The sequence below is a fragment of the Enterobacter sp. EC_50 genome (genome assembly GCF_019584525.1).
GTDB classification, from domain to species: domain Bacteria; phylum Pseudomonadota; class Gammaproteobacteria; order Enterobacterales; family Enterobacteriaceae; genus Enterobacter; species Enterobacter roggenkampii.
Genome location: NZ_VDAF01000031.1, coordinates 19,766 through 31,952, shown reverse-complemented (window position 1 = coordinate 31,952; position 12,187 = coordinate 19,766). Strand labels below are relative to the sequence as shown.

The 12,187-nt window shown below is 53.7% G+C and carries 13 protein-coding genes and 1 pseudogene; 7 read left to right on the top strand and 7 right to left on the bottom strand.

The window, feature by feature from the left end:
* Nucleotides 1-15 precede the first annotated feature (15 nt).
* Complete coding sequence (locus FHC48_RS20525; protein ID WP_220420580.1) at nt 16-837, top strand: alpha/beta fold hydrolase; 822 nt, start codon at nt 16-18, stop codon at nt 835-837.
* Nucleotides 838-878: 41 nt separating this feature from the next.
* On the opposite strand, the gene FHC48_RS20520 is transcribed toward FHC48_RS20525, so the two are convergent.
* Nucleotides 879-2,273 (bottom strand): MFS transporter, encoded by a 1,395-nt coding sequence (locus tag FHC48_RS20520; RefSeq protein ID WP_059365215.1) that lies wholly within the window; start codon nt 2,271-2,273, stop codon nt 879-881.
* A 50-nt stretch (nt 2,274-2,323) separates the two neighbouring features.
* On the bottom strand, nt 2,324-3,412 hold the full coding sequence (locus tag FHC48_RS20515; RefSeq protein ID WP_059365216.1) for a cellulase family glycosylhydrolase: 1,089 nt from the start codon (nt 3,410-3,412) through the stop codon (nt 2,324-2,326).
* A gap of 185 nt (nt 3,413-3,597) precedes the next feature.
* On the opposite strand from FHC48_RS20515, the gene FHC48_RS20510 reads away from it, so the two are divergent.
* Complete coding sequence (locus tag FHC48_RS20510) at nt 3,598-4,605, top strand: LacI family DNA-binding transcriptional regulator (protein ID WP_059365217.1); 1,008 nt, start codon at nt 3,598-3,600, stop codon at nt 4,603-4,605.
* Here FHC48_RS20510 and fosA read toward each other — a convergent pair.
* Nucleotides 4,591-5,016: a FosA/FosA2 family fosfomycin resistance glutathione transferase gene (gene fosA, locus FHC48_RS20505; protein WP_059365218.1), complete on the bottom strand. Its 426-nt coding sequence runs from the start codon at nt 5,014-5,016 to the stop codon at nt 4,591-4,593. The two genes, FHC48_RS20510 and fosA, sit on opposite strands and share 15 nt — an antisense overlap.
* Nucleotides 5,017-5,215: 199 nt before the next feature.
* Here fosA and trpS point away from each other — a divergent pair, with 199 nt between their 5' ends.
* On the top strand, nt 5,216-6,217 hold the full coding sequence (gene trpS / locus FHC48_RS20500; RefSeq protein ID WP_059365219.1) for a tryptophan--tRNA ligase: 1,002 nt from the start codon (nt 5,216-5,218) through the stop codon (nt 6,215-6,217).
* A gap of 44 nt (nt 6,218-6,261) precedes the next feature.
* Here the strand turns inward: trpS and FHC48_RS20495 are convergent, their stop codons facing one another.
* Nucleotides 6,262-6,717: a SymE family type I addiction module toxin gene (locus tag FHC48_RS20495; RefSeq protein WP_072253954.1), complete on the bottom strand. Its 456-nt coding sequence runs from the start codon at nt 6,715-6,717 to the stop codon at nt 6,262-6,264.
* A gap of 459 nt (nt 6,718-7,176) precedes the next feature.
* Between FHC48_RS20495 and FHC48_RS20490 the strand changes: the two genes are divergently transcribed.
* The 3 genes and pseudogenes from FHC48_RS20490 to FHC48_RS20480 all read left to right on the top strand — a co-directional run.
* Complete coding sequence (locus FHC48_RS20490) at nt 7,177-8,190, top strand: HNH endonuclease domain-containing protein (protein ID WP_220418960.1); 1,014 nt, start codon at nt 7,177-7,179, stop codon at nt 8,188-8,190.
* Complete coding sequence (locus tag FHC48_RS20485) at nt 8,190-8,774, top strand: bifunctional 2-polyprenyl-6-hydroxyphenol methylase/3-demethylubiquinol 3-O-methyltransferase UbiG (protein WP_119311976.1); 585 nt, start codon at nt 8,190-8,192, stop codon at nt 8,772-8,774. The genes FHC48_RS20490 and FHC48_RS20485 overlap by 1 nt, the downstream gene beginning before the upstream one ends.
* A 307-nt stretch (nt 8,775-9,081) precedes the next feature.
* Nucleotides 9,082-9,582, top strand: a pseudogene (locus tag FHC48_RS20480) (type I restriction-modification system subunit M N-terminal domain-containing protein); the annotation flags it as partial.
* A 56-nt stretch (nt 9,583-9,638) separates the two neighbouring features.
* On the opposite strand, the gene FHC48_RS20475 reads toward FHC48_RS20480, so the two are convergent.
* Complete coding sequence (locus FHC48_RS20475) at nt 9,639-9,914, bottom strand: hypothetical protein (protein ID WP_220420581.1); 276 nt, start codon at nt 9,912-9,914, stop codon at nt 9,639-9,641.
* A gap of 303 nt (nt 9,915-10,217) precedes the next feature.
* Between FHC48_RS20475 and FHC48_RS20470 the strand changes: the two genes are divergently transcribed.
* The gene (locus FHC48_RS20470) at nt 10,218-10,430 is read left to right on the top strand and encodes a helix-turn-helix domain-containing protein (RefSeq protein WP_220420579.1); all 213 of its coding nucleotides are present in this window, start codon (nt 10,218-10,220) and stop codon (nt 10,428-10,430) included.
* Between the two features lie 38 nt (nt 10,431-10,468).
* On the opposite strand, the gene FHC48_RS20465 is transcribed toward FHC48_RS20470, so the two are convergent.
* Entirely contained in the window at nt 10,469-11,581 is a 1,113-nt protein-coding gene (locus FHC48_RS20465; protein WP_114502419.1) for a hypothetical protein, read from the bottom strand.
* A complete protein-coding gene (locus FHC48_RS20460) occupies nt 11,581-12,177 on the bottom strand; it encodes a pancortin-3 (protein WP_114502418.1) in 597 nt (198 codons plus the stop codon). The genes FHC48_RS20465 and FHC48_RS20460 overlap by 1 nt, the downstream gene beginning before the upstream one ends.
* Between the last annotated feature and the right edge of the window lie 10 nt (nt 12,178-12,187).

Sequence of the window (12,187 nt, the reverse complement as noted above, 5' to 3'; positions counted from 1 at the left end):
GTACAGGAACACACTATGGCAACGTTTAAGGCAAAAGACGGCACGCAGATTTACTACAAAGAAGGCGGCGCGGGCAAACCGGTTCTCTTCAGCCACGGCTGGCCGCTGGACGGCGACATGTGGGACAGCCAGCTGAACTACCTGGCCGAGCGCGGCTTCCGCGCCATCGCCTTTGACCGTCGCGGCTTTGGCCGCTCGGATCAGCCGTGGAACGGCTACGACTACGACACCTTTGCGTCCGACATTAACGACCTGATCACCACCCTGGATCTCCAGGACGTGACGCTGGTGGGCTTCTCCATGGGCGGCGGCGACGTGACCCGCTACATCAACAACTACGGCAGCGCGCGCGTGGCCGGTCTGGCGCTGCTGGGCGCGGTGACGCCGATCTTTGGTAAATCTGAGACCTTCCCGCAGGGTGTGGATCAGAGCGTGTTCGACGGCATTCGCGACGGGCTGCGCAAAGATCGCGCCCAGTTCATCAGCGACTTCGCCACCCCGTTCTACGGCATCAACGCCGGGCAGACCGTTTCCGCCGGTGCCCTGACCCAGACGCTGAACATCGCCCTGCTGGCGTCCCTGAAGGGCACCATCGACTGCGTGACCGCGTTCGGCGAAACCGACTTCCGCCCGGATATGGCGAAAATCGACGTGCCGACGCTGGTGATCCACGGCAGCAACGACCAGATCGTGCCGTTTGAAAGCACCGGCAAGCTGGCGGCAGAGATGATCAAAAACGCCACGCTGAAGGTGTACTACAACGCGCCGCACGGTTTCGCGCTGACCCACCAGGATCAGCTCAACGAAGATCTGCTGGCGTTTGTGAAGGCGCTGTAAGTCTTTAAAAGCGAAGCCTGATGGCGCTTCGCTTATCAGGCCTACAAGGGCTGGTCCTGTAGGCCGGGTAAGGCGCAGCCGCCACCCGGCGCTTTCGCAGACGCGTTGCGCTCCGCCAGCAGCCGACAAATCTCCGCATGCTTCTCCTCGGTAAAGGTAAAGCGCGACATAAAGCCCATGCGGATCAACGAGCCAATCGCCGGTAACAAACAAATCCCGAAGAACAGCCCCGACAGCACGCTCTCGCTCTGAATTTGCGCCTGCGGCACGTAGCCGATCATCGTCAGAAACACGCCGATTAACCCGCCGCCTACCGCTACCGACATCTTGCCGGTAAAGGTCTGCCCGGAGAAAGTGATCGCCGCGCAGCGCTTGTGGGTGTGGTACTCCGCGTACTCGATGGTGTCGGCAATCATCGACGAGGTGAGGATGTTGGTCATCATCACGAACAGCGTGCTCAGGCCGAGGAGAATAAACAGCATCGTCACCTGCTGATACCCGACAAACCACATCACCACGCGCACCGCCACGTCCAGCCCGCAGAGGATCATAAACAGCTTCCGCTTCTGCATCCGGCGCGTCAGCATCGGGGCGACCAGGCACAGCACCGCCGCCACAATCCCCATCACGCCAATCGCCATCTGCAGGCTGCCGTCGCCCAGGTTGTTGATAAAGAAGTAGATATACAGCCCGCCCGCCACGTTGTGGAACACGCAGAAAAAGAACGACAGCAGGACGATAAACAGCGGCTTGTTCTGGCGCAGGTTGTGGAAGGTGTCGCGGATGGTCACCTTTTCCGGACTCGGCGGCACGCGCTCTTTGATCTGCATAAAGCCGTTAAGCATCAGCGGCAGGCCCACCAGCATCATCACCAGCACCGCCATAAAGTAGCCTTTATCGTTGCTGTACTGGGCGAAGAACGCCGCCAGCTTCGGGAAGAAGATGTTGGCGCAGGCAATGCCCGCGTTCACCCCGAGCATCGCCGCCGTCACCGCGCGGGTGCGCTGCCCGGAGTCGTTGGTCATCACCGACGACATCGACCAGAACGGGATATCGGAGATGGCGTACAGCGTCCCCCACAGGATATACGTCACCCCGGCGTAGAGGATTTTGGTGGTCATGTCCGCTTCGATTTTATAGAACGACAGCAGCGTGACGCCGGTGATCAGCAGCGGCGCGATCAGCAAAAAGTGGCGAAACTTGCCGAACCGGCTGTTAATGGTGTCCATAATGCTGGCAAACAGCGGATCGTGAACCGCGTCCCACGCGCGGGCAATCAGGAAGATGGTACTGGCCGCCAGCGCCGAGATCCCCAGCACGTCGGTGTAAAAATAGTTAATAAACGAACCCACTAAACCAAAGCTAAAACACTGACCTAAACCATAGCCAAAATAAGACCACAGCTCGCGAGACGGTATTTTCATTGTCATTGCCATTGTTATATGCCTGCCTGGTTGCCCGGCGGTCGGCTGCCGGGTCGATATTATTAGCCCTGAACTTTCGGGGCGATCTTGCGCAGCTGCTGCATCAGGGCGATTTCACGGCGCGAGAACGGAATACCGTTCTCCTCAAACACGTCGTGGAACCAGAGACGGCAGTAATCCGTGGACTCCTTCATCACCACCGGCCACGGCAGCCACGTCTGGGTTTTGCCGCGCACCAGCCCCCACTGATACGGCGCGACCTTCGCCGCGTACATCAGCGGGAGCTGCTCTTCGATGGTGCTGCCCACGTGGCGCGCCAGCCATTCGGTGCAGAACAGCGGGCGACCGAACTTTTGCAGCTGCTGGATAATCGCCGTCATCCGCCCGGTGTGGGTGTAGGCGTGGAAGCTCACCACGTCCGAGAGCGCCAGCGCGGTCTGGTCCAGCGGATGTTGGAAGAACGTCTCGCCCTCCTCTTCCGGCGGCAGGCGCCACGCGCAGACGGTGAGCGGCTGGGTCGGGTCTTCTTCGCGCACCCACTGGAATGCGAGCTTCATCAGCGCGTGGGCGCAGGTCTCCAGCTGCGCGTCGTACTGCACCTCCTGCGTGCCCGTCGCGAAAATGCCGCGGTTGCCCGGCTCGTTATACAGATCCCACAGCAGCACGCGCCTGTCGTCGCGGAACTGGCGTACAACATCGCGGATATAGCGCTCAATGTCTGCCCAGCAGTCGGGATTGCACACCTTGTCGCGCCCCGGGCTCGCCGCCGCCTGGCTGTTGTGCTTGCCCGGCACCGGCGGCTTTTGCGGGCCGAGGTACGGCTCGTCGCCGGAGAAACCGCAGTCGTCCATCAGGGTCAGCATGGTGCTGAAGCCGCGGCCGTCGGCAATCGTCAAAAAACGGTCGATGCGCGCCATCAGCCCGTCGCGGTCGTGCTCCCAGACGATAAACGGCAGGTTGATGCGCAGGGTGTTATAGCCCGCCTCCGCCGCCCAGCCCAGCTCGCGCTCGATGGTTTCGGCATCGAAGGTCTCTGCCTGCCAGATATCGGTCCAGTTCACCGCCGTCGACGGCAGGTAGTTAAACCCGCACAGCCAGCCTTTTTGCTGATACCACGCCTGTGCCTGCTCCCTGCTCCACTGCTCTTTCATTACGCGTCCTCTTACTGATAATGTTTAGCTAATAAATATTAGTTGCAGGATAAATGCGCAAATCACGGCGTTGAGAAAAGCGATGCCCCTCACAAAGTTCACGCTTCGATGAATGAGAAACGTGATCGACGACGCTAAAGCGTGCGGTTAGGGTATGATGCGAATTCGCGAAAGGGAGAGGACGGATGAAGCGAAAAACGAAAGTGACGATGAACGATATTGCGCGGGCGGCGGGGGTGTCGCAGGCGACGGTATCGCTGGTGCTTAACCAGTCCCGCAACATCAAGCTCAGCGACGACACCCGCCAGCGGGTGATTGGCGTCGCCACCGAGCTCGGCTACGACCGCCTCCCCGCCGTTCACGCCCCGCGCAACCAGGAAGAGATCGCCCTGCTGGTGAGCTCCATGCAGAGCTTCGACCCGTTTATCGACGCCATCAGCCAGGCGCGGGAGGCCGCGTGGCGCAATGAGACGTTGCTGACCGTCTACGACTACGGCGACGACATCGAGCTGGCGCTGAACATCATCCGCCAGCTGGAGAAGCGCAACTGCATCGGGATTGTCCTCGCCTCACCGGTCACCACGCTGGTGGACATGACGGCGTTTCAGGACTGCACCCGCATCCCGCTGGTGCTGCTCAACCAGCGCGACCCCGGCTCGCCGCTGCTGCCGTCGTTTATCCCGGATGACTACGCCAACGCCTTCCAGGTGACGAAACACCTCATCGCCTGCGGGGCGACGCGCATCGCCCACATCACCGGGGAGAGCTGGATGGAGGCCTCGCGCCAGCGTCTGGCGGGCTACCAGGCGGCATTACAGCAGGCCGGACTGGCGTGCGACGACGGTCTGGTGCGCCAAACCAACTGGCAGTTCAGCGAGTCCTTTACCGCCACCACCTCCCTGCTGGAACTGGCCGAGCGCCCGGACGCCATCTTCTGCGCCAGCGACTGGCTGGCGATTGGATGCTATCAGGCGCTGGCGGTGAACGGCGTGCGTATCCCGCAGGACATGCTGCTGGCGGGCTACGACGACCAGAAGATCTCCGAGCAGCTCACCCCGCCGCTGACCAGTATCCAGCTGCCCTACAGCGAGCTGGGACGGCTGGCGGTGGAGTACCTGTGCAATCAGGAAGATGCCGCCACGCACGTGACGCTGGCGGGCAGGCTGAAGGTGCGCGCCTCAAGCCCCGTCTGAGGTAAACACCATGCCCGCATAGGGCTTCTCGCGACACGCCGCCAGCCGCGCGGCGAGGCTGCCCACGTGCAGCTCCAGCTTGTGCCCGTCCGGGTCGAGAAAATAGAACGACGCCCCCTCGCTTTTGTTCTGCTTCCAGACGGTGACGCCCGCCTGCTCAAGCCTGTGCGAAAACGGTTCAAAATCCTCTTCTGTGACGGTAAACGCGTAGTGGGTGTAGTCGCTCTCCTGCGGCGGCACGTACTGACGCGCCTCGTCGTACGACAGGCAGACCCACAGATCGCCGCAGGTGAGATAGGCCCCGGTATTCCAGCGGGCGTGCAGGGTCAGCCCCAGCAGCTCGTGCCAGAAGGTGACGCTTTTTTGCAGGTCGCTGACCGCGATAGTCAGGTGGTTGAGTGATTGCAGCATGACGTGCCCTTTTGTTTTTCGCGCCGGACGTGGTACGGTAAAAGCATGAACATAAACCACGCCGTGCTCACCGTAAACCGCTGGTGGCTGCCTTCTTAAAGGCGGCACGGAGTAGTTTTCCCCATTTTCAGATAGCCGCCGAAAGGCGGCTTTCTCACATCTAAGACCCCTTTCGGCAACTGCACATTAAGGAGTCTTTATGAACGCACCAACTATCCTCACCGGCGACCGCCCAACCGGCCCGCTGCACCTCGGCCACTTCGTCGGATCGCTGCGCCAGCGCGTGGCGCTCCAGCAGACGCACAACCAGTTTGTGCTGATTGCCGACCTGCAGGGGCTGACCGACAACGGCAGCAACCCGCAAAAGATCCGCGACAACATTCCCGAAGTGCTGGCCGACTACCTCGCCGCCGGCATCGACCCGAACCTGACCACGATCTGCCTGCAGTCCGCCCTGCCCGCTCTCGCCGAGCTGACGATGCTGTATATGAACATCGTCACCGTCGCCCGCGTGGAGCGTAACCCGACGGTGAAAAACGAGATTGCACAGAAGGGCTTCGCCCGCTCGCTGCCGGTCGGGTTTATGGCCTACCCCATCAGCCAGGCGGCGGACATCACCGCGTTTAAGGCCGAGTGCGTGCCCGTCGGCGACGACCAACTGCCGATGATTGAGCAGACCAACGAGATTGTGCACAAGATGAATAGCCTGCTGCCCGCCCCGGTGCTGCGCCACTGCAAGGCGATGCTGAGCGACACCAGCCGCCTGCCCGGCATCGACGGCAGCGCCAAGATGTCGAAATCGCTCGGCAACACGCTGCACCTTTCGGCCAGCGAAGAGACCATCCATCGCGCGGTAAGCGCCATGTACACCGACCCGAACCACCTGAAGGTGAGCGACCCGGGGCAGATTGAGGGGAACGTGGTGTTTACGTATCTCGATGCGTTTCATCCGGACAAGGAGAAAGTGGCGGCGATGAAGGCGCACTATCAGGCGGGTGGGCTTGGGGACCGGGTTTGTAAGAACGAGCTGGAGGCGTGCCTGCAGGAGCTGATTGCGCCGATGCGGGAGCGGAGGGCGATGTATATGCGTGACAGGGGCGAGCTGATGGCGATGCTGAAGCGCGGGACCGAACGGGCGCAGGGGGTGACGCAAGGGACGTTGAGGGAGGTGAAGGTTGGGCTGGGGGTGCCGGTGTTTTAAAACACAGCTTAAATAATAATCCCGGCGCAAGGCCGGGATATTTATCAGGCGTTACGCTTAATCACCGGAATATCACCGGTGTCATTTAACGCACCCGGAAACGTTTTTAACCACTGCGCGACTTTCTGTTTATTTATATTCACTACGCTCATACCTTCCAGGCATCCCCATAATTCTCTTGTATGTTGTGGCGTAATCACAATACAGTCTTTCATGGCGCGGATTTTCACCGGCATACCGTTGATAAAGCCTGCACGGGTTAACCAGTCTCCGCCCAGTAGAAGATATTTCATGTCTATGCGAGCATACAGCTCGCAGCAGGCGGCACTGTCCTGCGGCGTTTCCGCGCGGGGATGAATGGGTGCCGCGTTGGGCTGGTTGCCGTGAAGACGGCGGGCGCTGTTTTTGCGTACCAGCTCGCGGTTTTCAATCATGCCGGTGAAAGCGTCTGATTCTGTTTTGCAAATAGTAAACTCTGGCTTAAAATTCGTCGCAGCCATTTTCAACTCCCTTATAGTTGGTTGTGGTTAGCGGTATGGGGGTGTTGCAGCACCTTCATATCGCGAATTCTCTCTTCAAATATTCTTCAATATTTCCTTTGCCGTTCGGCGTAATTTCTGGTGACCATTATACAGGGCTGAATATAAATACAGCGGTTTGATGTGGGGGAAATTTGGAATTTGCGAGGGGGATTCAGGAAATAACGGTAGGTATTTTTTAATTCGAGAAACAACAACGCTTCGGCCTGAAAATCATTTCATCTCGTCTCCTCCAGATATCTTTTCGTTTGCGAACCTGACACTATTGCCGCATCGGTTGCCTCAACACCCTCCTCTCAGACCTCTCAAAAATTCATCAAACCTATAGATTAACGATTTACATCACCCTGATTTTGTTATGTGATCCCGTTACAGGCTTTAGTAACGCCCTGCCCAGCCAACCGTAACAGGACTTCATCGATGGAATTTTATCAGGCCGATCCGACGCTTGAGAACTACTGGCGTGGTGTGATCCTCTTTGGAAGAAACGTCGCATCTTACAAATTTGCGCTGGCGTCAGCATTGTATGAAGTGGATAAGACGGGCAGCGATTTGATTACGCTCGACCTGCTTGCCGTACCGTTCAGCCGCTATCTTTGCGAGCACCTGAAGCATACGCCAAAACAGATCACCTCCTGCAGCAGTCAGTTTTTGGAAACCTGCCTGAAATTCAACAGAGGTGAAATCACCCATGCTCAGCTCATTGAAGCGACGGTACGCCTTGGCTTTAACAACGTGATCGATGCCTTTCATTACGTGAACCAGAACGAGATCGATAAGCGTTTTTTCCTTGATGAGCGCAAAACTAATAATGGGATCCGCCTGACGGATAACTTCTTTTTACTGAGTGAACGCCTGCAGTATAAAAACCTCGCTTTTGAAACCAATGCCCGCTGGAACCTGGTGGAACAGGCCTGGTCGATGGGGATTTCACGTAACCTTGTGGGCGTGGAGTTCGACGAAGATAATCAGTTGCTGTTCACACGGGTGAACGCGCGTCGCGTAGACATCACCAGCTGTCGCGACAGCCTGAATGGTTACCAGAAAGGACGGTGTTTTTACTGCTTCAAACCCATCAGCCTGGTACCGGGAGACGCAGCTCTGGCGGACGTCGACCACTTTATTCCCTGGGCTGCCCGCAAAGAAGTGAACAACATTAACGGCGTATGGAACTTAGTACTGTCCTGTCGATGTTGTAACCGTGGCGTCGAAGGCAAGTCGGCACGCATTCCCGAGCTCAGGCTCCTGCAGCGGTTACACACCCGCAATGAGTATTTTATTCAGAGCAAACTGCCGTTGCATGAGACGATTGTTCAACAGACAGGGCAACGTCCTGAAGCACGGATAAGCTTTCTCCAGCGTAACTGGCAGGCCGCGCTGGACAAACTTATCCATACCTGGAAACCCAACGCGGAAGGCGAGGCAACGTTTTAATGACACTTCACTACTATCAGAACCACGCACAAGATTTCTTCGATGGCACGGTCAATGTCGATATGACCTCGCTCTACGAGGCCTTTACCCAACAACTGCCTGACGGTGGACGGGTTCTGGATGCGGGCTGCGGTTCAGGCCGGGACGCAAAGGCATTTCATGAGATGGGTTATCTGGTGGATGCTTTTGATGCCTCTTCCGCGATGGTGGAGCTGGCAAGGCAACATACCGGGTTACCCGTGCAGTTGATGACATTTTCAGAGATCGACGGTAAAGCGCAGTACGATGGGATCTGGTGCTGTGCCTCTTTGCTGCATGTCCCCTCTTCTGAGTTGTCTACAGTAATGCAGAAGTTTGCGGATGCGCTTAAACCTGGCGGCGTATGGTATGTGTCCTTTAAGTATGGCAACGGTGAGCGGGTGCAGGGTGAAAGACGGTTTACGTACCTGGATGAAGAGGGGCTGCGGGAGTTGCTGAGGGCGGTTCCGGGGATGGAGATAGCTTCGCTGTGGGCGACTCAGGATAACCGCCCGGACAGGGATGAGACATGGCTTAATGGGTTATTACGAAAAAACGCCGCTTGATTATCAGGAGGTGCTAATCGAGACGGAGTAAATTAACTTGGTTATTCATCACCTTAGCCAGCTCAACTTCACCCGTAGCGGCGTTGAAGTACAAATAGCCCTTTACCATAATTTCCCTACTTCACGTCTAAGTGAAACTTACCTTTTTATCTACAGCAATATCTGAATTTGATGTACAGACGTCCATGGTCGAAGCCCCACCAACTTGATAAACTCTCTCGTAAATTCTTACGGGGCAGAAACTATTTGGACGATTGTGTCGTCACCTCTTTGCCGCGTTACATGCATTGTTTTCACCGGAAACCATATGGCTATCAAGAAGAACGAACTTTACTCCTCCCTTTGGGCGAGCTGCGACGAGTTGCGTGGCGGAATGGATGCTTCACAGTACAAAGACTATGTGTTGACTCTACTGTTTATGAAGTACGTCTCTGACAAAGCTAAGGGCAACCCTTACGCGATGATTGAAGTGCCGGAAGGTGCAAGTTTCGACGATATGGTTGCTCTCAAGGGCAACAAAGAAATTGGCGAGAAAATTAACAAAACCATCAGATTACTGGCTGAAGCTAACGACCTGAAAGGTGTTATCGACATTGCCGACTTCAATGATGAAGACAAGCTGGGTAAAGGCAAGGAGATGATCGACCGCCTTTCCAAGCTGGTGGCAATCTTCGAAGGGTTGGATCTCTCAGCCAACCGCGTTGACGGAGACGATCTGCTGGGTGATGCCTATGAATATTTGATGCGTCACTTTGCTACAGAGTCAGGTAAATCCAAAGGGCAGTTTTACACAATGTCATCTTCATCATGTGCGAACAAATGCCACCTTGGTAGTTTCCAGATTAGTGTTACAAGCTTAGCGGCTTAGTCCCAGTCGATCAGCTCTTTTACAGGCACATCATACGTATCTTCATTAAGCCGGTCTTGAAGACTCTCATCATCCAGATACTTAGCTAGTCTCGTTGCGACACTGGCAGGGTTGCGTCTTAGCTCCTCGGCCATTTGCCTGCATGTGCAGGCCAGTTCAATCATGTCGTACAGCACCTCTTCATCATCTTTAGACCAGGTCTTGCCAAAGTTTTCTGGTAAATCAAGTTCCTCAGTTAGGTATCGGTGATAGAAATCTGATAGTTCACCCATGAAGATTTCTGATACTGCGCCGTTTGATGAGATCTTCTTATATCGCCCAGACCGAGGCCATAAGTACCATTTTCGGTCTTTGTAATTGATTAGGCACTTGTATTTGCTGACTTTTCTGAATCTGATGCCTGGGTGATTCAGGATTCTTTCCAGTTGATTTTGTTGCTTGTTGCTCCACATACGCTCATCCCATTTTCCATTTGATTGGTTAAGCGTACCGCAAAAATACATAAAATGAGCGATATATCCCGTGGTGATATATTCACTACTTGGTGATAGTTCTGTCTTTTGAACAGAGCAATCATGAAAGATCCACGTTTAGTCGCATTTGGGGAACAAGTTCGCCAGATAAGGAAAGAGAAGGGGTTGTCGCAGGAAGCCTTGGCCGATCTAGCAGGGATAGACCGGAGTTATATGGGACATATTGAACGCGGTGATCAGAACATTACACTCACTAAAATCTATCAGATATCTGAAGCTTTAAGGGTGTCAGTTTCAGATTTGATTTCTGACTAAGTATGACGCCCTTCTTTGCAAGAAGGGCATTCAATCGGCTAGAAAAAAACCACTTGTCGATTTCGTAATACATCGCCATCATATTTTTCTTTCAAAGGGTTAATGGCCTTTTGAACAGCTTCAGCAAGGTCATTTACTTCGTTGTAGAGTATCCTTAGTGCCTCGACTTTTTCTTCAGCGTTGAATATCTTTCTTGACTCATCAGGGGCTATTAGCGAGTTTCTTCTTTCATCAATATACGAAATTATTAGCAAATATGAGCGCAGATTTTCGAGAAGTGTTAGAGGTAAGTATTGGCTGCAATACAAACTCTCGTTCATAGAATAGGCAATCGCAGCAATGTCGTAACTAGTAAGTTTTTTTGCTTTTGATTTCTTATAATCTGGCATGTCGGCAATGATGTTTTTCATTAGCCGAGTTACTTTTTTAAGGTTGCCGCTGTACTGAGTGTCTCTGTCATTTACCTTCTTGATGTGAAGAAAAGGCTTGTTCTCAATTAAATCATGATTGTCTTTGTCGTAAATTTTTACTGCTCTGAAGTGCGCAAGCTTTGATCTTTGGTAGTCATGTGTGTCGTGCCAACTACTTGGAACGATATCCACTTTTCGTCTAAGGCTACCACCACTCAGGGCAATCGACTTGGCTCCGCTAGTGTTTACTTCTGCGGCATGATAACGAGACTTGAGTTTCGCTTCCGACTGAAGTCTCAACTCTCTTACAATATCAACCATTGGCCGAGTATCGCTTGAATCTGAGTAGTAGGTACCGGGCAAAGCTGGTCCTTGGACTGTAATTACGTCCGATTTCAGTATCAACATATCTACGTCAGAATGACCTTCGATATGAATATCCAATGCAACAGAGCCTTGCATTCTAGCTTCTGCATTGATTCCTGACGTTTTGAGCATGTCAATCAGTGTTGACGCTACTCGCTCACCCTCGTCTTTCGAAACTTTTGTAGACTCTTGGCTCACTGCCGCCATTGAACCAATTACATATTTTATCGCAGCATTTTCATGTAGCTTTTCATGCGCCTCTGCCGGTCTTAGATCGCCATAGTAAGAATACATGCCTTTTTCCAGGCGATCTCTTTCGGCAGTCCCTTGGCGGCGGTTCTTTAGGTTTGCTAGTCTGCTTTCAAAGTTGATCATTATTGTTCTTTCCTTAAAGTCATTTTTCCGAAAGTCCTTCTCCCGTTACTATTGAAGTAAGCGGCTTCACCTTGGTTTAAATCTTTGTTAAAAACTAATTCGCAATAGCCTTTGTGAGAATTCAATTCATGAAATTGATCGGTGTCAGGGTTATTCGTATAACTATAGTGAAGAATCCAACCGCTCTTTGTTCCTGGTTTTTTGCCAAGAGTTGCGGTATAGCTTTCGCTTGAACTCTTTGGCGTTTTTAATGTTATAGAGATTTTTTCCCAAGTTTGTTCGATATCTATTTCGGCGTCCCAGTTGTACTTTGTAGAACCGTCTTCATTTAGCGTTTCACCTTTCACTGACCATATGCCACTAATATTTGGGATGCTAAAGAACGGAATTTTCCATCCAAACTGGTCAAAACAGTAGTGAAGGACAAAATAAATTATGGCTGGCGTTATTATGGCAGTTGCGAATGCTTCTATGTTTGTCGCTTCATAAAGCCAAACCAATAACGAAGAAACAGCACCTGTTAAAATTACAGATGCAACACCGAGCCATCTCCCTATAGTGGCTCTGCTGTGCCCAAATATTGCGTAGTCGTGCATTTGTTTGCTC